20 protein-coding genes are annotated in these 19,857 nt (G+C 66.2%); 12 read left to right on the forward strand and 8 right to left on the reverse strand.

From position 1 onward, the window contains the following. Positions 1-88: 88 nt before the first annotated feature. Entirely contained in the window at positions 89-916 is an 828-nt protein-coding gene (phnX, locus tag J4E58_RS17660; protein WP_087091658.1) for a phosphonoacetaldehyde hydrolase, read from the reverse strand. A gap of 113 nt (positions 917-1,029) precedes the next feature. Beyond that, on the reverse strand, positions 1,030-2,139 hold the full coding sequence (locus tag J4E58_RS17665; protein WP_087091657.1) for a 2-aminoethylphosphonate--pyruvate transaminase: 1,110 nt from the start codon (positions 2,137-2,139) through the stop codon (positions 1,030-1,032). Positions 2,140-2,267: 128 nt separating this feature from the next. On the opposite strand from J4E58_RS17665, the gene J4E58_RS17670 reads away from it, so the two are divergent. Together J4E58_RS17670 and J4E58_RS17675 are read left to right on the forward strand one after the other, a co-directional pair. Next, positions 2,268-3,131, forward strand: coding sequence for a LysR substrate-binding domain-containing protein (locus tag J4E58_RS17670; RefSeq protein ID WP_087091656.1), 864 nt, complete (start codon positions 2,268-2,270; stop codon positions 3,129-3,131). Positions 3,132-3,436: 305 nt separating this feature from the next. Then, positions 3,437-4,141, forward strand: coding sequence for a YebC/PmpR family DNA-binding transcriptional regulator (locus tag J4E58_RS17675; protein ID WP_007927175.1), 705 nt, complete (start codon positions 3,437-3,439; stop codon positions 4,139-4,141). A gap of 85 nt (positions 4,142-4,226) precedes the next feature. Here J4E58_RS17675 and J4E58_RS17680 read toward each other — a convergent pair whose 3' ends face one another. Continuing rightward, positions 4,227-5,540, reverse strand: coding sequence for a leucine-rich repeat-containing protein kinase family protein (locus J4E58_RS17680; RefSeq protein ID WP_087091655.1), 1,314 nt, complete (start codon positions 5,538-5,540; stop codon positions 4,227-4,229). Between the two features lie 93 nt (positions 5,541-5,633). Further along, positions 5,634-6,779: a cell division protein ZapE gene (gene zapE, locus J4E58_RS17685; protein WP_087091654.1), complete on the reverse strand. Its 1,146-nt coding sequence runs from the start codon at positions 6,777-6,779 to the stop codon at positions 5,634-5,636. A gap of 285 nt (positions 6,780-7,064) precedes the next feature. On the opposite strand from zapE, the gene J4E58_RS17690 reads away from it, so the two are divergent. The 7 genes from J4E58_RS17690 (at position 7,065) to J4E58_RS17720 (ending at position 13,613) form a co-directional block, all read left to right on the forward strand. Beyond that, the gene (locus J4E58_RS17690) at positions 7,065-7,589 is read left to right on the forward strand and encodes a spore coat U domain-containing protein (RefSeq protein ID WP_087091653.1); all 525 of its coding nucleotides are present in this window, start codon (positions 7,065-7,067) and stop codon (positions 7,587-7,589) included. A 99-nt stretch (positions 7,590-7,688) separates the two neighbouring features. After that, the gene (locus J4E58_RS17695; RefSeq protein ID WP_087091652.1) at positions 7,689-8,228 is read left to right on the forward strand and encodes a spore coat U domain-containing protein; all 540 of its coding nucleotides are present in this window, start codon (positions 7,689-7,691) and stop codon (positions 8,226-8,228) included. A gap of 20 nt (positions 8,229-8,248) precedes the next feature. After that, positions 8,249-8,782, forward strand: a complete 534-nt coding sequence (locus J4E58_RS17700; protein WP_087091651.1) for a spore coat U domain-containing protein — start codon at positions 8,249-8,251, stop codon at positions 8,780-8,782. 4 nt (positions 8,783-8,786) lie between these two features. Beyond that, on the forward strand, positions 8,787-9,287 hold the full coding sequence (locus J4E58_RS17705) for a spore coat U domain-containing protein (protein WP_087091650.1): 501 nt from the start codon (positions 8,787-8,789) through the stop codon (positions 9,285-9,287). A gap of 27 nt (positions 9,288-9,314) precedes the next feature. Beyond that, a complete protein-coding gene (locus tag J4E58_RS17710) occupies positions 9,315-10,106 on the forward strand; it encodes a molecular chaperone (RefSeq protein ID WP_087091649.1) in 792 nt (263 codons plus the stop codon). A 127-nt stretch (positions 10,107-10,233) separates the two neighbouring features. Then, on the forward strand, positions 10,234-12,591 hold the full coding sequence (locus J4E58_RS17715; protein ID WP_007923591.1) for a fimbria/pilus outer membrane usher protein: 2,358 nt from the start codon (positions 10,234-10,236) through the stop codon (positions 12,589-12,591). A gap of 32 nt (positions 12,592-12,623) precedes the next feature. Beyond that, positions 12,624-13,613 carry a spore coat U domain-containing protein gene (locus tag J4E58_RS17720; protein WP_007923592.1) on the forward strand — a complete coding sequence of 330 codons (990 nt, stop codon included), beginning with the start codon at positions 12,624-12,626 and terminating at the stop codon, positions 13,611-13,613. A 208-nt stretch (positions 13,614-13,821) separates the two neighbouring features. On the opposite strand, the gene J4E58_RS17725 is transcribed toward J4E58_RS17720, so the two are convergent. After that, the gene (locus J4E58_RS17725; RefSeq protein WP_087091648.1) at positions 13,822-14,574 is read right to left on the reverse strand and encodes an anti-sigma factor; all 753 of its coding nucleotides are present in this window, start codon (positions 14,572-14,574) and stop codon (positions 13,822-13,824) included. Further along, positions 14,571-15,077, reverse strand: a complete 507-nt coding sequence (locus tag J4E58_RS17730; protein ID WP_087091647.1) for an RNA polymerase sigma factor — start codon at positions 15,075-15,077, stop codon at positions 14,571-14,573. Before J4E58_RS17730 ends, J4E58_RS17725 begins: the two co-directional genes overlap by 4 nt. Before the next feature lie 176 nt (positions 15,078-15,253). Here J4E58_RS17730 and J4E58_RS17735 point away from each other — a divergent pair, with 176 nt between their 5' ends. Both J4E58_RS17735 and J4E58_RS17740 read left to right on the forward strand, forming a co-directional pair. Further along, positions 15,254-16,339, forward strand: coding sequence for a catalase family peroxidase (locus J4E58_RS17735; protein ID WP_087091646.1), 1,086 nt, complete (start codon positions 15,254-15,256; stop codon positions 16,337-16,339). Next, positions 16,336-16,875 carry a cytochrome b gene (locus J4E58_RS17740; RefSeq protein ID WP_087091645.1) on the forward strand — a complete coding sequence of 180 codons (540 nt, stop codon included), beginning with the start codon at positions 16,336-16,338 and terminating at the stop codon, positions 16,873-16,875. The genes J4E58_RS17735 and J4E58_RS17740 overlap by 4 nt, the downstream gene beginning before the upstream one ends. 43 nt (positions 16,876-16,918) lie before the next feature. Here J4E58_RS17740 and J4E58_RS17745 read toward each other — a convergent pair whose 3' ends face one another. Further along, positions 16,919-18,130 (reverse strand): MFS transporter, encoded by a 1,212-nt coding sequence (locus J4E58_RS17745; protein WP_087091644.1) that lies wholly within the window; start codon positions 18,128-18,130, stop codon positions 16,919-16,921. Positions 18,131-18,226: 96 nt separating this feature from the next. Between J4E58_RS17745 and J4E58_RS17750 the strand changes: the two genes are divergently transcribed. Further along, positions 18,227-18,673, forward strand: coding sequence for a helix-turn-helix domain-containing protein (locus J4E58_RS17750; protein ID WP_085534093.1), 447 nt, complete (start codon positions 18,227-18,229; stop codon positions 18,671-18,673). Positions 18,674-18,712: 39 nt separating this feature from the next. Here J4E58_RS17750 and J4E58_RS17755 read toward each other — a convergent pair. Beyond that, a partial coding sequence (locus J4E58_RS17755) for a M14-type cytosolic carboxypeptidase (RefSeq protein WP_259334341.1) occupies positions 18,713-19,857 on the reverse strand: 1,145 nt, incomplete at its 5' end.

The following is a 19,857-nucleotide window of genomic DNA, read 5'->3' on the forward strand; positions in this document are numbered from 1 at the left end:
CTGCCCGGGGCAAATGCGCGGTTTGAGCGGGTAGCGGAAAAAAACGGCAGCCGCGGATCGGGGCTGCCGTTGGGGGGCAAGTGGCCGATCAGTTGCTTTGCGGCATCTCGCCGTTGGCCAGGCGCTGGTTGATGTCGGCGATCACCTGTGGCAGGTCGCTGATGGTGTCGATCATGTAGTGCGGGCGCGAACCTTCGAATAACGCGTGGATGCGCTGGCGCTCGCCGGCCAGGGTGTCGCTGCCCAGGGTGCGATAACCTTCGTAGGTCAGCCCCAGGGCATTGCCGGAGCAGATCAGGGCCACGGTCCACATGCCGGCGCGACGGCCTTCGAGAATGCCCGGCACGGTGTCGTCGATCTTCACGCAGGCGGCGACATCGTCGATCCCCAGGGCGATCACGTTGGCCAGGGCCTGGGCCGGCCATGGGCGGCCGTTCGGCACTTCATCGGTGGCTACCACATGGTCGGCGACGTATCCATTGGTCGCGGCCAGTTCCACCACCTTGTCCATGACCTGCTTCGGGTAGCCGGAGCAGGAGCCGATCTTTATGCCTTGCTGGCGCAGGTTGGCGATGGTCTCCAGGGCGCCGGGAATCAGCGCCGAATGTTCGGCGATCTTTTCGATCTGCAGCGGCATGAAGCGCTGGTAGATGGCGGTGACATCCTCATCGGTCGGGGTGCGGCCGAACACCTGGCGATAACGCTCGGCAACCTGCGGCAGGTCGCACAGGGTGCGGATATGGTCCCACTTGCCCATGCCCATCGGGCCGCGGGCTTCTTCGATGGAGACCTGCACATCGAACTCGGCGAAGGCTTCGACGAAGATCTGGGTCGGCGCGAAGGAGCCGAAGTCGACCACGGTGCCGGCCCAGTCGAGGATGGCGGCTTGCAGCTGGTTGGGGGTGTTGTAGTTCATGTGTCGAAGACCTGTGTGGGGGCGAGGCTTGCCCGCGATGATGAGGTTGACCTGAAAGAGCGCGGTGCCCGCATTCGCGGGCGAGCCTCGCTCCTACAGGTTGTGTGTCGGGGTCAGATATCCAGCACTTGCATTTCCCGCAGCACGTCGGCGATGGCCTGGACCGCGGCGCGCATCCCGGCCGGGTCGACATGGCCGATGCAGCCGACGCGGAAGGTTTCGACCTGGGTCAGCTTGCCGGGATAGAGGATGAAACCCTTGGCCTTGACCCGTTCGTAGAACTCCTTGAACTGGTAGCGCGGATCTTTCGGCGCGTGGAAGGTGACGATGATCGGTGCCTGGATCGCCGCCGGCAGGAAGCTGCGCAGGCTCAGCCGGGCCATGCCGTCGAGCAGCGCCTGGCAGTTGGCGGCATAGCGCTGGTGGCGCGCCGGCAGGCCGCCTTCTTCGTGGTATTGCAGCAGCGCTTCGTGCAGCGCCGCGACCACATGGGTCGGCGGCGTGAAGCGCCATTGCCCGGTCTTGACCATGTAGCCGTGCTGGTCGTGCAGGTCCATGGCCAGCGAGTGCGAGTTGCCGGCGGCCGCGGCCAGGGCTTCCTTGCGGGCGAAGACGAAACCCATGCCGGGGACGCCTTCCAGGCATTTGCCGGACGCGGAGATCAGCGCGTCGAACGGCACGTGCCTGGCATCGATCGGCAGCGCGCCGAAGGAACTCATGGCGTCGATGATCAGGCGCTTGCCATGCCCGGCCACGACCTGGGCGATCTCCGGCAACGGGTTGAGGATGCCGGTGCTGGTTTCGCAGTGGATCAGCGCCACATGGCTGATGGCGGCATCGGCTTGCAGCAGGCGATCGACGTCGGCGGCGCTGGTCGGTTGGTCCTCGGCGGTTTCGAAGGTGCTGAAGTCGCGCCCCAGCACTGCACAGATCTTCGCCAGGCGCTTGCCGTAGGCACCGTTGATCAGCACCAGCACCTTGCCGCCCCGTGGCACCAGGGTGCCGATGGCGGCTTCCACGGCGAAGGTGCCGCTGCCTTGCAGGGGCACGCAGTGGTGGCTGGCGGCGCCGTTGACGATGCCCAGCAGCTGTTCGCAGAGGCTGGCGGTCAGTTGGTTGAAACGCTCATCCCAGGAACCCCAGTCCACCAGCATCGCCTGGCGGGTGCGGGCCGAGGTGGTCAGGGGGCCGGGGGTGAGCAGGATGGGCTCGGCAGTACTCAATTCGGGTGTCCTCGTAGAAGCGCTGTGGGATGCGCTTGGGATAAAAACTACGGGGCCTAAATTGCAGTTTGGCTCTTTATCAATCAAATTGTTTGTCGTTATGCCAGCCATAAGTGAGGCCGATAGATATGAACCTGTTCCAGCTGCGCGCATTCGATGCCGTGGCCCGTGAAGGCAGCTTCACCCGGGCCGCGGCGCGGCTGTTCATCAGCCAGCCGGCGGTCACCGGGCATATCAAGGCGCTGGAAGAGCACTACCAGATCACCCTGCTGCGCCGCACCGCGCGCCGGGTCGAACTGACAGAAGAGGGCACCAGGCTGGCGGCGATCACCCGCGCCATGTTCGGCCTGGCCGAAGAGGCCCAGGCCATGCTCGAAGCCAACCGGCAACTGCTCACCGGGCGCCTGGAAGTGGCGGCGGACGGCCCGCACCTGGTGATGCCGATGCTTGCCAGCCTGCGCGAGCGCTATCCGGGGATTACCGTCAACCTGCGCCTGGGCAATGCCCAGGAAACCCTGGCGGCGCTGCTTTCGGAGCACGCCGATGTGGCGGTGCTGACCGAGGTCGAGCCGCGCAAGGGCCTGCATCTGCAAAGCCTTGGCGAGTCGCGGATCTGCGCGCTGGTGCCGCAGGGCCATCCATGGCTGACCGAGCCTGAGGGCGTGCGGCTGGAGCGACTGGACCAGGTGATCATGGTCCTGCGCGAACCCAGCTCGATCACCCGCCGCACCTTCGACCAGGCCTGTGCCCAGGCCGGGGTCAACCCCAAGGTGCTGCTGGAACTGGACAGCCGTGAGGCGGTGACCGAGGCGGTGGCGGCGCAACTGGGGGTGGGCGTGGTGTCGTCGCTGGAACTCAGCCCCGACCCGCGGGTGCGGGCGGTGCCGATTATCGGCGAGGGGCTGTTGAACCGGCACATGCTCGGCTGCCTGGAGCGGCGCCGGGACTTGCGCTTGATCCAGGCGTTTCTACAGCTGGCGCCGACGAACTGACGCGCGGATTGCCCTGAACCTGTCGCCGCTGCCGCAGGTTGCGATCGATCTGGGCGGCATTCCGACAACGCGGGCGCACGATCTTGAGACCGCTGAAGGCCTTCGGCCTTATCGCAGCCTGCGGCGCGGCTACAGGGGCACCCGGCTTTCGCGACCACGATTCAGGAAAGGTCGCCACGGGCTCCGATGCGGGACAGGTGGTCGTGGATCTGACTTTTTGGTCGATTGGTGCCTTCAGGCCGTATAAACTTGCCCATCGCGTCGGCCACATCCAACTCGACGCCACAGATCAAAGAGAGTGAGTAATGGGCGCACAGTGGAAGGTTAAACACAAAGAAGCAGCAGCCAACGCCAAGGGCAAGATCTTCGGCAAGCTGGTCAAAGAGATCACCATTGCTGCCCGCAACGGCGCTGACGTCGCCACCAACGCACACCTGCGTCTGGTGGTGGAGCAGGCGAAAAAGGCCTCGATGCCCCGCGAGACCCTGGAGCGTGCGATCAAGAAAGGTTCGGGCCAGCTCGGCGAGACCGTGCAGTACCACCGCGTGACCTACGAAGGTTTCGCGCCGCACCAGGTGCCGCTGATCGTCGAATGCGTGACGGACAACATCAACCGCACCGTGGCGGAAATCCGCGTGGCCTTCCGCAAGGGCCAACTGGGCGCTTCCGGTTCGGTGTCCTGGGACTTCAACCATGTCGGCATGATCGAAGCCGCGCCGGACAGCCCGGACGCCGATCCGGAGCTGGCGGCCATCGAAGCCGGGGCCCAGGATTTCGAGCCTGGGGACGAGGGCGCGACCCTGTTCCTGACCGAGCCTGCCGACCTCGACGCGGTGCAGAAAGCCCTGCCCGAGCAAGGCTTCACCGTGCTCTCGGCCAAGCTCGGCTACCAGCCGAAGAACCCGGTCAGCGGCCTGTCCGACGAGCAGATGGCGGAAGTCGAAGCCTTCCTCGAAGGCCTGGACAACCATGACGACGTGCAGGACATGTTCGTCGGCCTGGCGGGTTGAGCCCGGCCCGGTGAATCGCGCTACCTGAGCGATTCTTGCGCCAGCCGGCAAGCTCCAGCAGGAGCGAGTTGGCTGGCGATGCTCTTCAAATCCCCCGCAACACGTCCCCGACTTCGGCAAATCCCGGTCGCGCCAGCACCTGCGGCTGACAGCAGTCGTTGATCAGCGCCGCCAGGCGTTCATGCTGCTGCGGGCTCAGGCCCGACTCGATCCTTGCCAGCAACTCCTCCAGCAGAATGCCGAAGGCCCGTACTTCGATGCGTTGCAGGGCCCGGGTTTCCTCGGTGTCGGCCAGCGCATGGAAGGACGCCGCGCCAAAATCCCCCAGCAGGCACTCGCCCTGTGGGTTCCACAGAATGTTATGGCCGTACAGGTCGCCGTGGGTGATGCCCTGGTGGTGCAAGTGCGCGCCGACCGAAGCGATGCCGCGGGCCATGCGCAAGGCCGCGTCGGCGCTGAAGCGGGTGCTCTCGTCGTAGATGTCCCGGGTGCAGGAGGCCAGGCTCGGCAAGGCCGCTAGGTTGCGGTAGCTCGGCTCGATCAACTGCATCACCAGGCCGTTCTGCCCTTCGGGATGATCGCTGATCCGGCCTTCGACCCGGATCAGGTTCGGGTGCCGGCCGGCGCTGATGCAGGCGTTCATTTCATGCAGCGGCGAGCCGTCGCTGGTCATGCTGCCCTTGTACAGCTTGACCGCCACCTCGCTTGGCGCTTGCCCGGGGGGCTGCCAGCGGGCCTGGTGAATCACTCCGGACGCGCCTTCGCCCAGGCGCTGCTGCACTTCCAGCTCGGCCCAGGGAATGCGTACCACCGATTCCAGCGCCGCGGCGTCGGCCTCGGATTCCAGCGGGTTGCCGGCATAGGCCAGCCAGGTCAGGCGCGGCAGGCCAAGCAGGAAGGCCGGCAGTGCGCTGAGCCGGTTGGCGGCGATGCGGATCAGCTCCAACTGCTGGCATTGGCCGAGGCTCTGGGGCAACCGGGTCAGGCGGTTGCCGGAGAGCATCAACTTTTGCAGGTGCGGGCGCTGGCCCAGCTCGTCCGGCAGTTCCTCGATGCGGTTGTCGGTGAGGATCAGCCAGCGCAACAGCGGCGGCAGGGCGGCGGCGGGCACCCGCTCGATGCGGTTGGCCTTGAAGCCGACCATGCTCAGTTGCGTGCACTGGCCGACACAGGCCGGCATCTCGGTGAAGAGGTTATCGGAGCAGAACAGCACCCGCAGGCGGGTCAGGCGGTGCAAGTCGTCCGGCAGGCTGCTCAGGGCATTGCCGCTGAGGTTGAGGACTTCCAGCGAGTCCGCCAGGTCGAAGATTTCCCGGGGGAATTCGCTCAGCCCGCAAGACAGGTCCAGACGCTTGAGCCCGGTCAATTGGCCGGCTCGCAGTTGGGCAAGGGTATCCATGAACAGGTTCGACACTCAGGCAGGAGGAGGGCGCGTGGCCCTGGAAATGGCCGCCATGATAGCGGCGTGGAGCGGTGGGTGGCGACCGCCGGTTCAGCCCGGCGGCGTATCCGCGCTGATTTCCTGCAACTGGCCCAGGCGGCTGCGGGTGCGCGCCAGGTCGATGGCGTTACCGCCCAGGCTTTCGCGCAGGGAGCGTTCGCCGATCAGGGTCAGGTGTTTGTCCTGGTCGTACAGCACGTCGATCAGGTTGATAAAGCGTTGCTGCACGGCAATCGGGCATTCGCCCAGCTCGGGCAGTTCGTCGATGATCCAGTGGTCGAAACGCCGGCTCAGCTCCAGGTAGTCCATGACCGCGGTCGGCTGTTCGCACAGGTCACTGAAGGCAAAACCCACGCTGTGTTGTTCGCACAGCCGTACCTGGAGTTGGCGCGCGCCGACCATCAGCGCCGAGGTCGGGCCGTTGCGCCGCGGCAGGCCCAGGCTCAGGCGCTGCTGCTCGCTGCCGGGCCAGAGGTAACGGCCCTGGGTGAATACCTGCTGCGAATGGCTGCGGGGCTGGCTGCGGTAGTCGTGGGGGCCGCCGACCTCCATCACCTGCATGCGGCTGGCGATCAGGTCGATCACCGGTTTGAAGCGTGCGTGGTAGAGCGGGTTGGGCAGCAAGCCCTGGGGGGCGTAGTTGGAGGTCACCAGCAGCAGGATGCCGCGCTGGAACAGGGCCTTGAACAGCCGCGTGATCAGCATCGCATCGCCGATGTCGTGGACATGGAACTCGTCGAAGCACAATACGCGGCAGTGGCTGAGCAGTTCGTCGAGGGTGGCCTCGAGGGCGTCGGGCTGTTCGCGGTGACGGAACATGCCCTGGTGCAGTTGGGCGAAGAAATCGTGGAAGTGCAGGCGCTGTTTTTCCGCCAGCGGGATGGCGCGGAAGAAACCGTCCAGCAGCCAGCTCTTGCCCCGTCCCACCGCGCCATAAAGGTACAGGCTGCGGCTGGCGTTTGGCTTGGCGTCTGGCTGGAGCAGGGCGTTGGCCTGCTGGGCCATGTAGTCGATCACCCGCTGCTGGCTGTGGCTCAGGGTGTAGCCCTGGTCGTGGGCCTTGTGCCGGAAATACTCGTGAATCACTCGGCCGTGGCTGGTGCTGGCGGCGGGCCGGGCGAAGGCCTTGCCGAAGAACGCGCGCAGCCTGGGCCAGCGCGATGGGCGTAGCGAGCGGTTTGGCGGTAAAGCGGCCAATGGTGTCACCCCGATGGTTCCAGGCCCGCTCCCCCCCTGGAACCGGCGCGGTAATTTAACCAATCCCCGGCCCGGCATCCAGCGCTGTCTGACGGCGCTGATTTATTCTACGGAAAGTTCTGGTCGGTACAGTTTTTTGCCCGTGTCACTGTGTTCGACCCTGGTGCATCGGGCACCCAAGGGGGTGTTTCATTGGCGGGCGGCTTGCCCCCGGCGCTGGCGATTTCCCTGGCGCTGACTAACCTGAGCTGTACCTATCGTTCCTCAAAAGGATTGAGGCGTTGAATGGCAAGCCGGTTTTTTGCAGTCATGAGCATGCTGCTCGCCGCGACAGCATCGGCCGTGGAACTCCAGGTGGAGGTCCGGGTCGACGTGCAGCGTGGCTGCCAGCTGGTGGAACAGCAGCGCGACGCCGGCGCCGAGCAACTGGGCGTGCTGGATTTCGGCAGCAGCCCGCGTCTCGACAACCCCGCCGGCCCCCTCAGCGCGGCGTTGCTCGACACTCGCCTGCCCAGGCTCGAGTGCAACCCGGACACCCCTTATCAAGTGCGCGTCGATGGCGGGCAACACGGGGGTGTCGGCGAAGTGCGCTACCTGGCCGGCAGTGCCGCACACAGCAAGCCCATTCCCTATCGCCTGTACCAGGACGCGGCCCGGCGCATTCCGCTGCCGGTGAATGTGCCGGTGAGCGGCCGGGTGCCGGACTCGGGTTCGGTGGACCTGCCGTTGTACGGGCGGATCGAGCCGCTGGCCGAGATCCCGCGGGTCAGCCGTTATTCCGATCTGCTGAAAGTGACGGTCACCTGGTAGTGGCGGCGCGGGAGCTGCCCGGTGGGTCCGGGCAGCGCAGGGAGACCGCGCACCAAGGGCGGTCAAGGTGAGAGAACCCATGGCTCCAGGAGGGCGGCGATGACGATCAGAAGCTGGGCGCTGGCCGCCCTGGGTTCCTTGCTCCTTCCGGCTGGCGATGCGCAAGCGGCGATCAGCGGGCAGATACACGCGCGGCTGACCATCATCGCCGGCTGTGAAGTGACCAATGGTGCGACCCGCACGCCCGAGAATCCGGTCGACGACTTCGGCCTGCTGGATTTCGGCCAGCATGGCCCGACCTGGAGTGCGCCCCTGAGAGCCAATGTCAGCGGTAGCGGCAGCGGGCGCCTGGAGGTGGCCTGCAACCCGTCGGTGACCGGTTTCACCGTGACCATCGACGGCGGCCGCAATGGCGACGGCAACACCCGGCGCCTGAGCAATGGTCGCCAGACCATTGCCTATCGGCTGTTCCTCGATGCCTCCGGTGGCGACAGCTACAGCATCGGTCAGCAACGCAATTTCGCCGTTACCAGTGGGGCCCAGGTACCGATCCCGGTGTTTGGCTCGGTGGTCGCGAATAGCCATGCGCTACCGGCGGGGGTCTACACCGACACCCTGACGGTGACGCTGGATTGGTAAACCCAAAGAGGACGAATGTCATGCACATGCTTGTATCCCGGATCGCCTTGTCGCTGCTTGGACTGGCCATGTTTTCCGTGGCCCAGGCCGCGACGGTCACCGGCCAGATCACGTCCAGCCTGATTCTCACCAGCAGTTGCCAGGTCAATGGCGCGGGCGGCAGCAGCGGCCTGAACTTCGGCGCCCTGAACTTCGGCACCACCGACAGCCTGTTCACCCAGGCCACGGCCCAGGTGCTCGGTGGCGGCGGCGGGGCCTTGTCGATCCTCTGTTCCAGCGGTACCAGCCCGGTGGTGAAGGTCCGCGCGGGCGCCCACGACGGCCAGTCCGCCGGCGGCACCCGGGCCCTGGCCGATGGCAGCGGCAACTTCGTGCCTTACGACTTGTACACCGACTCCGGGCATTCGCAGCTCCTGGCCATCGACGATGTTATCAACCTGGCCACCAGCACCGGCGTGGCGCAGACCGTCAATATCTACGGCAAGGCGCTCGGCAAGGCTGGCCTGCCGGCGGGCACCTACACCGATACCGTCGCCGTCGAACTGACCTTCTGACGCCATGGCCCGTCACGCGTGCGCGGTGCTGGTGCTGCTCGGTGCCAGCAGCCTGCCGCTGCCCCTGGCGGCGGTGACCAGCCAGAGCTTCCAGGTCAGCGCCACGGTGGTCGCCGGGTGCCTGGTGGTGGGTGGCGTGAGCAATTACGGCAACCTGAACTTCGGCAGCCAGTTGGCGTTGTCCACCAGCACGCTGCAGGTCGCCCTGGCGAACAGCGTGCAACTGCAATGCACGCCGGGGGTAACCCTGAACATGAGCGTCGACGGCGGCCAGTACAACAGCAGCGGACGGCACATGCAGCTCGACGGCGGCAGTGCGCGGGTGGCTTATCAGCTGTTTCGCGACGCGGCATTCAGCCAGAGCCTGGGCATCGGCCAGAGCGTGGCGGTGGCCTATAGCGACGCGAACAACATCAGCCTGCCGATCTACGGCCAGGTGCAATTACCGGGTAATCAGCCTGGGGGGACGTACAGCGATGTGCTGCAGGTGCAGCTGTCGTGGTGATGGGGCAAGACCATAAGGAGTAGCGGTATGTATTCGACTTCCCGGCGGTTGCAGGTCGTTGGTTGTGCCGTGCTGGCCATGGCGTTGCTGGGGGCGGTTCAGGCCAGGGCCGCCAGTTCGGTGCTGATCTGGCCGATCGACCCGGTGCTGGAGGCCGACCAGCAGGCCAGCGCGCTGTGGCTGGAAAACCGCGGCACGGAAACCGCGAACCTGCAGATCCGGGTCTTTGCCTGGAGCCAGAGCGGCTTCGAGGACCAGTACCAGAACCAGCGGGAGGTGATCGGCAGCCCGCCGGTGGCGAAGATCGCGCCCGGGCAGAGGCAACTGGTTCGCCTGACCCGGACCCGCGAAGTCCCGCCCGGCCAGGAGCTGGCCTACCGGATCATCATCGATGAAATCCCCTTGGCGCAGCCGCCGATCCCCGAAGGCGAGGGCAAGACGGCGGCGGCCATCCGTTTCCAGATGCGTTATTCGGTGCCGCTGTTCGCCTACGGTGCCGGGCTCTGGAGCAAGGAAGACAGCACTCGCCAGCGTGATCCGAAAAGCGCCGGCGTGCCCGAGCTGAGCTGGCGCAAGGTGGCGGTGGATGGCCGCAATTACGTCGAGGTACGCAACCAGGGCGCGGTGCATGCGCGCCTGACCGACGTGGCGCTCAAGCAGGCGGGGCAGACCCGGCCGCTGGTGGAAGGGCTGCTGGGCTACGTGCTGCCGGGGGCGATCATGCGTTGGCCGGTGCCCGCCGCGCCAACCGCGGACGCGGCGTTGCAGGTGCGGGTCAATGGCGCGCCGCAGGTGCAGAACGTTGCGCCGGCCCGCTGAGGCCATCTACCGCTGCGGGCAGACAAGGTTGCGGGGCTGTCCGGCGATCGGCGATTCAGGCTGACCGGTAGCGGCAGTCACTGCAAGCCATGGAAGAAAGGTGTCCATCGATGGGCGTAACGCTTCAATGAACCTCGGCGCGGCTCGTCGTTTCTGGCGCCCGGGGTGGGCGGTGAGCGGGCTGTGTTGCTGGGTGTTCGCCTCCGGCAGCCTGGGTGGCGAACTGCCGCCGCCGCCCAGCGGCATGGAAGCGATCAGCGATGCCCAGCTGTTTCTGGAACTGGTGGTCAATCAGATGAATACCGGGCGAGTGATCGCCGTCGAGCAACGTGCCGGACGCCTGTTCGTACCGGCCCAGGCCCTGCGGGAAAGCGGGATGAAATTGCCCGACGGGCTCGACGCCCAGGTCGCCCTCGACAGCCTGCAAGGGCTGCACAGCGACTACGACAGCCAGGGCCAGCGGCTGTTGCTGGAGGTGCCGCCGGACTGGCTGCCGGAGCAATTGATCGGCAGCCGCCAGGCCTATCCACGAACCCCGGCGCTGAGCAGCTTCGGCGCCTTGCTCAATTACGATCTGTACCTCAACGACACTGACGATGCCGGCACTTACCTGGCGGCCTGGAACGAGGTGCGGCTGTTCGACGGCTGGGGCACCCTGTCCAACACCGGCCAGTACCGGCGCACCTTTTCCGGCCTGGGCGAGGGCACGCTGAACAACGGCTACCGGCGCTATGACACCACCTGGCGTTACTCCGACGACGAGCGTTTGCTGACCTACGAGGCCGGCGACCTGGTCAGTGGCGCCTTGCCCTGGAGCAACTCGGTGCGCCTGGGCGGTGTGCAACTGTCGCGCGATTTTGCCGTGCGCCCGGACCTGGTGACCTACCCCTTGCCGCAGTTCGCTGGGGAGGCGGCGGTGCCGTCCTCGGTGGACCTGTTTATCAACGGCTACAAGTCCAGCAGCGCCGACCTGCAGCCGGGGCCCTACACCCTGACCAATATCCCGTTCATCAACGGTGCCGGCGAAGCCGTGGTGGTGACCACCGATGCTCTGGGGCGACAGGTGTCCACCACCGTGCCGTTCTATGTCACCAGCAGCCTGCTGCAAAAAGGCCTGAGCGATTTCTCGGTGGCCGCCGGGACCCTGCGCCGCGACTACACGCTGCGGGATTTCAGCTACGGCCCCGGCGTCACTTCCGGCAGCCTGCGCTACGGCCTGAGCGACAACCTGACCCTGGAAGGCCACGCCGAGGCGGCGCAGTCCCTGACCCTTGGCGGCTTCGGCGGCAACCTGCGCCTGGGCAACTTCGGCGTGCTCAACAGCGCCATCAGCCAGAGCCGCTTCGACGGCCAGGGTGGGCAGCAGGTCAGTCTCGGTTATCAGTACAGCAGCCAGCGCTACAGCCTGTCCTACCAGCGGATGCAGCGCCGCGACGGCTACGCCGACCTGACGGTGGTGGACAGCCCCTACGCCAGCCTCAGCCAGCGCAGTGAGCAACTGACCCTGAGCCTCAACCTCGAGCGCTACGGCAGCCTCGGTGTCGGTTATTTCGATGTGCGCGCCACGGACGATTCGCGCACCCGCCTGCTCAACCTGACCTGGAGCAAGCCGCTGTGGCGCAGCAGCAGTTTCTACCTGTCGGCCAACCGCGAGATCGGCGACAGCAACTGGGCGGTCCAGGCCCAGCTGGTGATTCCGTTCGACCTTCACGGCAGCCTGAGCCTGAGCAGCGAGCGCAGCAAGGACGGGCAGGACCGGCAGCGGGTCAACTACAGCCGGGCGGTGCCCAGCGAAGGGGGCGTCGGCTTCAATCTCGGTTATGCCCAGGGCGATGCGCCGGCCTACCGCCAGGCCGACCTGACCTGGCGTTTGCAGTCGGTGCAATTGCAGGCCGGGGTCTATGGTTCCAGCGAGGCCGAAACCCGTTGGGCCGATGCCAGTGGTTCGCTGGTGTGGATGGACCATCAGGTGTTCGCCGCCAACCGCATCGACGACGCTTTCGTGGTGGTCAGCACCGACGGCTACCGGGATATTCCGGTGCGCTATGAAAACCAGCTGGTGGGACGCACCGATAAGAACGGCCATCTGCTGGTGCCCTGGAGCAGCGCCTATTACCGCGGCAAATACGAGATCGACCCGCTGAACCTGCCGGCCAACGTGCAGAGCCCGCTGGTCGAACAGCGGGTCGCGGTGCGTCGTGGCAGTGGCTACCTGGTGGCGTTCCCCTTGACCCGCATCGTCGCTGCCAGCGTGGTCCTGGTGGACGCCCGGCACCAGGAGCTGCCCCTGGGCAGCCTGGTGACCCACGAGCAGAGCGGCGCCCAGGCAGTGGTGGGTTGGGATGGCCTGGTGTACCTGGAAAACCTGGCGCCGAACAACAGCCTGCGGGTCAGCCTGGCCGACGGCAGCAGTTGCCAGGTGAGCTTTACCCTGGAGCCGGAGCAGGAACAGGTGCCGTTGATCGGGCCTTTGGTGTGTCAGTGAGGATTCATGAACGGAATCGGGAGGCGGTGAACATGGACAGGTTGTGTCGCTATTGGGGCCAGGGGCTGTTGCTGATGGCGCTGCTGTCGCCGGGGGCGGCCCAGGCCCTGTGTTCGGTGGTCAGTACCTCGCCGGCGAGTTTCGGCACCCTCAGTTCGATCCTGGTGCGCACCACCTCGCAGTCCGCTTCCAGCACCAACGCCGGCCTGGCCTGTACCGGCTCGTTGGCGACCCTGATGGCCAGCAACGACCATTTCTACGCCACCATCACCTCCTCGCAGAGCGGGCTGCTGGGCCCCACCGGCGATGTCATCGGCTATACGATCTACGGCGACAACAGCACCAACTACCCCATCAACCGCGGCGTGCAGTTCGACTTCGCGCGCAACTCCATCGTCGATGCCCTGGGGCTGCTGGGCAGCCCGACCGTGGCCAAGGCCATTCCGGTCTACCTGGGTAGCATCACCGGCAGCAACGTCGCCGCCGGCATTTATACCGAGACCCTGAGCATTGCCTGGAGCTGGAACTACTGCGCGGGGATCGGTGTGCTGGGCGCATGCCTGGGGCGCGATATCGGCAGCGGCGTCGCCAGCCTGACGGTCAACCTGACGGTGGCCAACGACTGCGTGATCACCGCGCCCAATATCAGTTTCGGCAGTGCGCCGGTGATCAGCGCCTTCGCCACCGTCAGCGGGCAGACCATCAACCTCGCCTGTACCAAGGGCAGTGCCTACACCGTGGGCCTGGACGATGGCCAGCATGCCGTCAGCGTCGGCGGGCGGCGGCGGATGATCTCGGGGAGCAATTACCTGGCCTACGACATCTTCAAGAGTGCCGGCACCACCCGCTGGGGCAGCGTGGGCGCGGCGCGGCGGGCCAGTTCCGATGCCGAGGTGAACCCGGGCAACGGCCTGGGCACTGGCAGCCAGGTGTTCAACTACAACGCCCGGATCTACACCGACCAGGCCACGCCGCCGGCGGGGACCTATATCGACAATGTGGTGCTGGATGTGGGGTTTTAAGGGAGGAGGGACCCTATTGCGCTAGTCGCAAGTGTTTGTGGCGTGGCGCAGATCCTGCGGCTGCTTCGCTGCCGATCGCAGCCTACGGCAGCGGCTACAGGAGGGGTAACGGCGTTCGGGAGAGGTGTAGCCGCTGCCGAAGGCTGCGATAGGTCCGAAGGACCTTTGGCGGTTTCAAGGCTGGCCCACGGGGTGCGGGCACTGTGGCTCAAAATTTCTGGGTGTCCTGCAGCCGCTGCGCCACCGCCGAACCACTGGGGCTGACCATGGCGTAGTTGTAGCCGCTGTCGGACCAGTAGTCGGCCTGCAGTTCGCCATCGCTGCGGCTGCCCCGGGGCAGCAGGTAGTTTTTCGGTCCCGGCGGACGGATATAGAAACTGATCCTGTGCCCGCCCTGGTCCTCGTACAGCACCATCGCCGCCGGCCCTTGATCGGTGCTCAGCAGCCGCCCGCTGACCGCCTGGAACCCGGATTCGCGCAGGTCCGGCAGGCGCTCGGCCTGGGTGAAGTAACGGTCGAGCCAGGCCTGCATGGCGCCATTGCCCTGGACCTTGAGGTCGGCCGGGAGGACGCCTTGCTGGGCAAACAGGCGGTAGGCCTGCAGGGCGTCGGTCATCGGCAGCGGGGCGCTGGCCAGGGTCATTTCCCGCGCCTGCCAGCCACTCAGGCCGCCGATGCCGAGGGCGATCAACAGCAGCGCGGCACTGGCCAGCTGGCGGCGCGACTGGCGCTTGAGGCGCTGGCGAATCAGCGCCGGGTCGAGGTCGGGGTTGGCCGGTTGTTGCAGGGCGCTGCCGAGGGCCGCGCGCAACTGCTGGGCGTCCTGTTGCCAGGCCTGGACCTGGGCGGCGAGCTGCGGGTGGCTGCTCAGGTAGGTTTCCAGCAGGCGCCGGTCACTCTCGTTGAGCCGATGATCGACATAGGCGTGCAGGTCGCGTTCGCTGGGGGGCAGGCTGATCATTTGAGTATCCGCAAAGAAGGACTGCTGATTTCGCCGTCGCTGAGCTGGCGCAGGGCCTGGCGCGCCCGGGACAGGCGAGACATCACGGTGCCGGTGGGCACCTCGAGGATGGTGGCGACTTCCTTGTAGCTCAGGCCTTCCACCGAGACCCAGAGCAGCAGCGCGCGCTGCTCGGCGGGCAGGCGGTCGAAGGCTTCCAGGGTCGATTGCGCGACCACGCTGCGTTCCACCGAAGGCTGGGCGTCGTCACGCCCGGTGAAGAATTCCAGCATGCGCGCATAACGCCGTGAGCGGCGGTGCGCGTCGAGAAACTGCCGGTAGAGGATGGCGAACAGCCAGGCCCGCAGATCGCCCTCGGGGCGTTTTTCGCCCCAGCTCGACAGCGCCCGTTCCAGGCTCGCCTGCACCAGGTCGTCGGCGCTGCTGGGCTGACGGCTCAGGGACAGGGCGAAGCGCCGTAGCCGGGGGATGATTTCACGCAGCTGTTCGTCGATATCGTTCATGGGTTCCTGCGGGTCGTTGGCCAGTCGCTACGCTTGCAACAGCACACTTGCGCCTGACGCCCGGCAACGCAGGTTATTCCCGTGCCGGAAAAATAAATAGCGGGCCAGGGAATAACCGCCGCCGGGGTTCGTCTGACCTGTCCTTTCCATCTGTGGCCCGCGCCCTGGAGATATTCATGGTAGATCGCCCATCACCCCCTGATCGTCCGCCCTTGAGCGCGGCCAGCCTGAGCCTGCGTCTGGCCGGGATCGCCCTGGTGGTCGCGGCCCTGGCCGGCGCCATGGCCTACGTGCACGGCACCTTCGATCCGCAGCGCCTGACCCCCAAGGCCCTGGTGGATGTGCTGGAGAAAAACAACGGCGTGCATCCGGGCTTTCGCCGCAACCATGCCAAGGGCGTGTGCGTGGCCGGTTATTTCGAGAGCAGCGGCGAGGCCCGCAGTTATTCCAGCGCCCAGGTGTTCAACGAAGCGCGGACTCCGGTGGTCGGGCGTTTCGCCTTGCCGGCCGGCAACCCCTATGCGCCTGACAGCAGCGTGCCGATCCGCAGCCTGGCCCTGCGTTTTACCCAGGCCAACGGCCAGCAGTGGCGCACCGGGATGAACAGCATGCCGGTGTTCCCGGTGGGCACCCCCGAGGCGTTTTACCAGTTGCAGCAAGCCAGTGCGCCAGACCCGGCGACCGGCAAGCCGAACCCGGCCAGCGTGCCGGCGTTTTTCGCCGCCCACCCCGAAGCCATGCCGTTCCTGCAATGGATCAAGGGCGCCAAGCCCTCGGCCAGCTATGCCACCGAAACCTACAACGGCATCAACGCGTTTTACCTGGTGAGCGCCAGCGGGCAACGCCAGGCCGTGCGCTGGGGCGTGGTGCCGCTGACCCAGGACGCGCCCGGCGCGGTGGCGCCGCAAGGCAACGACTTCCTGGAACAAGACCTGGTGCAGCGCCTGGCCGCGGGGCCGTTGCGCTGGCGCTTGAACATCACCCTGGCCAACCCGGGCGACCCGACCGACGACGCCAGCAAGGCCTGGCCCAGCGAGCGCAAGGTGCTGAATGCCGGGACCCTGGTGCTGGAGCGCAGCCAGCCGCAGAACGATGGCGAATGCCGCGACATCAACTACGACCCGCTGGTGCTGCCGAGCGGCATTGCCGCCTCCGACGACCCGCTGCTGGCGGCCCGTTCGGCGGCCTATGCCAGTTCTTATCTGCGCCGCACCAGTGAAGTCGACCAATTGCCCCGCGCTGCCCAGGAGTCCCGCCCATGAGCGCCCAACCGAACCACTTCGCGCCACTGGCGCGCCTGCTGCACTGGCTGATGGCGCTGATGATCATTGCCATGCTGTTTATCGGCGCCGGCATGGTGGCCTCGGTGTCCGAGCGTCACCAATGGCTGATCCACCTGCACAAGCCGCTGGGCATTGCCATTCTGTTGCTGGTGATCGTGCGTCTGGTCGTGCGCTTTTCCACCCGGCAACCGCCGTTGCCGGCGGACCTGCCGGGCTGGCAGGCGGTGGCGGCCAAGGCCTCCCATGTGCTGCTGTACGCGCTGATGCTGATCCTGCCGCTGCTGGGCTGGGCGATGATTTCGGCGGCGGGCGACCCGGTGATGCTTGGCAGTTCGCTGCAGTTGCCGGCGATCCTGCCGGCCAATGCCCAGCTGTTCGCCTTGCTGCGCAAGGCTCACGGCGTTCTCGCCTACCTGCTGTTTTTGACGGTGCTGCTGCATCTGGCGGCGGCGCTGTTCCATGGCTGGGTGCGCCGCGACGGGGTGTTGGAGAGCATGCTGCGCGGCAAGGAGTGAGGGTGGGGGCGGTGCGGTCGAGAAGGACCGCACGGGCCCCGTCTCAACTGGCACACACCAGGGCTTTGCGCGGGTTCAGGCTCCACAGCCAGTACAGCAGCGCCACGCCATTGATCGCGGCGCCCAGCAGGCACACCCCGGTCCAGCCCGCCCAGGCGTACATGGCGGTGGCGCCGATCGAGCCGCTGGCGCTGCCGATCGAATAGAACAGCATGTAGCCCGCGGCCAGGCGGCTCTGGGCCTCGGGGCGGGTGCTGTAGATCAGGCTCTGGCTGGTGACATGCACCGCCTGCAAGCCCAGGTCGAAGACGATCACCCCCAGCAGCAGGGCCCAGAGCGACGACTGGGTGTAGGCGATGGGTAACCAGGAGGCCAGCATCAGGCTCAGTGCCAGGCCGCTGGTCCACTGGCCCAGGCCACGGTCGGCCAGGCGTCCGGCGCGCGAAGCACCCAGGGCCCCGGCCGCGCCGGCGAGGCCGAACAGACCGATCTCGGTATGGGACAACGACAGCGGTGGGGCGCTCAGGGGCAGCACCAGCGGGGTCCACAACACGGTGCCGGCGCCGAAGATCAGCATTGCCAGCACCGCTCGATCGCGCAGGACCTTTTCTTCGCGAAACAGACCGAACAGCGAGCGGATCAGTTGGCCGTAGCTGTGCAGCGCCGCCGGTTGCTCGACCTTGGGCAATACCCGCCACAACAGCAGCGCCATGACCAGGGTCAACCCGGCCGACAGCAGGTACACCGAACGCCAGCCGGCCAGGTCGGCCATGGTGCCCGATACCGTGCGCGCCAGCAGGATCCCGAGCACGATGCCGCTGGTCACGCTGCCCACCACCCGGCCACGTTCGCCCGGCGCAGCCAGGTTGGCGGCATAGGCCACCAGCACCTGGGTCACCACCGCGAGCAGCCCGGTCAGGGCCATGCCCAGCAACAGCCAGGTGCTGTCCGCAGCCAGCGCCACCATCAATAGCGCAGCGACCGACAAGCTCGTCTGGCCGACGATCAGCCGCCGCCGGTTCAGCAGGTCGCCCAGCGGCACCAGGAACAGCAGGCCGAGGCCGTAGCCGACCTGGGTCAGGGTGATGACCAGGCCGATGGTCGCTCGCGGCATGTCCAGGTTGTGGGCCATGGCATCGAGCAGGGGTTGGGCGTAATAGACATTGCCCACCGCCAGCCCGCAGGCAATGGCAAAGAGCAGCACCACCGACGCCGGAATGGTGGCGGATGGCAGAGGGGCGATGGCGGCGGTCATGCTCGGCTCCATGAGTATGGTTGCGTTATGAAACCAGTTGTACGGTAGAGAGACTGGTTTTATATTGCAACCACTTTCCTGTCGCGAGTCTGCATCATGGTCAAACGCACAAGCCTGGAGGGCGCCGAATGCCCGGTGGCCCGTTCGCTGGACGCTATCGGCGATTGGTGGTCGCTGCTGATCATTCGCGATGCCTTCGATGGCATCCGCCGCTTCAGCGAGTTCCAGCGCAACCTGGGGATGGCCAAGAACATCCTCGCCGCCCGCCTGCGCACCCTGGTGGCCCATGGCATCTTCGAGGTGCTACCGGCGTCGGATGGCAGTGCCTATCAGGAGTACGTGCTGACGCAGAAGGGCAACGGCCTGTTCAACCTGATCATCGGTTTGCGACAGTGGGGCGAGGCGTATTTCTATGAGCCGGGGGAGGCGCATTCGCTGATGGTCGACCGCGAGCAGGGGCAGCCGCTGCGACCGCTGGAATTGCGCTCGGCGGACGGGCGCCTGCTCGGGCCCGAGGATTGCCGGCGGGTGCCGGTGCAATAGACGCTGGCCGCGGTTCGAGCCGCGGCCAGTGCAGCAGGATCAGCGCAGGATGCCGACCATGTCGGCCACAGTGCTGAGGACGTCCTTGCCCAGCTGCATCGAGCGTTTGCCCGACCAGCCGGTGAGTGGGTTGGGGTTGTCGTTGTGGTCCTTGAACGGCATTTCCAGGGTCAGTGACAGGCAGTCGAATTTCTCGCCGACGCTGTTGCAGGCCAGGGTCATGTTGGCTTCGCCGGGTTTGTCCCTGGTGTAGCCGTGGGTGGTCTGGAAGTCCCGGGTCTTGTGTTTCAGGTGGCTGCGGAAATGCTCCTCGAGCTTGGCCAGGCGCGGCGTGTAGCCCGGGTTGCCTTCGCAGCCGGCGGTGAACACATGGGGGATTTCTTCGTCGCCGTGCACGTCGAGGAACAGGTCGACGCCGTACTGCTCCATCTGCTGCTGGACGAACAGCACTTCCGGGCTGAGCTCCTGGCTGGCGCTCTGCCAGGCGCGGTTCAGGTCCTGGCCCATGGCGTTGGTGCGCAAATGGCCGTGGAAAGCGCCGTCGGGGTTCATGTTCGGCACCAGGTACAGGTCGGCGCTGGCCAGCAGCCTGTTCAGCTCGGCATCGTCACGGTGCTGCAGGCGCTCGATCACGCCCTCCATGAACCATTCGGCCATGTGCTCGCCAGGGTGCTGCTGGGCGATGATCCAGACCTTGCGCCGGCCTTCGCCGCCGTTGCCTTTGCGCAGCAGCTGGATGTCACGGCCCTCGACGCTTTTACCGGTGGCCAGCAGTTCGGCGCCGGCCTTGGTCAGTGCCTGATCGATCAGCCAGTCGTGCCGACCGCGGCTGTAGGGTTCGAAGTAGGCGAACCAGGCGTGGGTCTGGGTGGCTTCTAGGCAGAAGCGCAGGGTGTCGCCTTCAAAAATCGTCGGCACGCGGAACCAGTTGACGTGATCGTAGGAGGCCACCGCCTGATAGCCGCTCCAGGCCTTGTTGTACGAGGATTTGCTGGCATTGCTCAGGCGGAACCAGTGTTCCTGGCCGACATGCAGGCCGCTGGCCTTGAAGTGGAACCACTGGAAATGTGCGCTGCGGGTGTCGGGCTTGATGGCCAGCAGGACTTGCGAGGGGTTGCTGGCATCCAGTACCTCGATATTGCCGCTGTCGAAATTGGCAGAGATTTGAAACGAGCTTTGGGCCA

The organism is Pseudomonas sp. FW305-25 (genome assembly GCF_017351415.1).
GTDB lineage: Bacteria > Pseudomonadota > Gammaproteobacteria > Pseudomonadales > Pseudomonadaceae > Aquipseudomonas > Aquipseudomonas chlororaphis.

Bases quoted from the DNA above. Each gene is read 5' to 3' on its own strand.
- phnX (WP_087091658.1), bottom strand. From the start codon at position 916: ATGAACTACAACACCCCCAACCAGCTGCAAGCCGCCATCCTCGACTGG.
- J4E58_RS17670 (WP_087091656.1), top strand. From the start codon at position 2,268: ATGAACCTGTTCCAGCTGCGCGCATTCGATGCCGTGGCCCGTGAAGGC.
- J4E58_RS17675 (WP_007927175.1), top strand. From the start codon at position 3,437: ATGGGCGCACAGTGGAAGGTTAAACACAAAGAAGCAGCAGCCAACGCC.
- J4E58_RS17680 (WP_087091655.1), bottom strand. From the start codon at position 5,540: ATGGATACCCTTGCCCAACTGCGAGCCGGCCAATTGACCGGGCTCAAG.
- J4E58_RS17690 (WP_087091653.1), top strand. From the start codon at position 7,065: ATGGCAAGCCGGTTTTTTGCAGTCATGAGCATGCTGCTCGCCGCGACA.
- J4E58_RS17695 (WP_087091652.1), top strand. From the start codon at position 7,689: ATGACGATCAGAAGCTGGGCGCTGGCCGCCCTGGGTTCCTTGCTCCTT.
- J4E58_RS17700 (WP_087091651.1), top strand. From the start codon at position 8,249: ATGCACATGCTTGTATCCCGGATCGCCTTGTCGCTGCTTGGACTGGCC.
- J4E58_RS17705 (WP_087091650.1), top strand. From the start codon at position 8,787: ATGGCCCGTCACGCGTGCGCGGTGCTGGTGCTGCTCGGTGCCAGCAGC.
- J4E58_RS17710 (WP_087091649.1), top strand. From the start codon at position 9,315: ATGTATTCGACTTCCCGGCGGTTGCAGGTCGTTGGTTGTGCCGTGCTG.
- J4E58_RS17715 (WP_007923591.1), top strand. From the start codon at position 10,234: ATGAACCTCGGCGCGGCTCGTCGTTTCTGGCGCCCGGGGTGGGCGGTG.
- J4E58_RS17720 (WP_007923592.1), top strand. From the start codon at position 12,624: ATGGACAGGTTGTGTCGCTATTGGGGCCAGGGGCTGTTGCTGATGGCG.
- J4E58_RS17725 (WP_087091648.1), bottom strand. From the start codon at position 14,574: ATGATCAGCCTGCCCCCCAGCGAACGCGACCTGCACGCCTATGTCGAT.
- J4E58_RS17730 (WP_087091647.1), bottom strand. From the start codon at position 15,077: ATGAACGATATCGACGAACAGCTGCGTGAAATCATCCCCCGGCTACGG.
- J4E58_RS17735 (WP_087091646.1), top strand. From the start codon at position 15,254: ATGGTAGATCGCCCATCACCCCCTGATCGTCCGCCCTTGAGCGCGGCC.
- J4E58_RS17740 (WP_087091645.1), top strand. From the start codon at position 16,336: ATGAGCGCCCAACCGAACCACTTCGCGCCACTGGCGCGCCTGCTGCAC.
- J4E58_RS17745 (WP_087091644.1), bottom strand. From the start codon at position 18,130: ATGACCGCCGCCATCGCCCCTCTGCCATCCGCCACCATTCCGGCGTCG.
- J4E58_RS17750 (WP_085534093.1), top strand. From the start codon at position 18,227: ATGGTCAAACGCACAAGCCTGGAGGGCGCCGAATGCCCGGTGGCCCGT.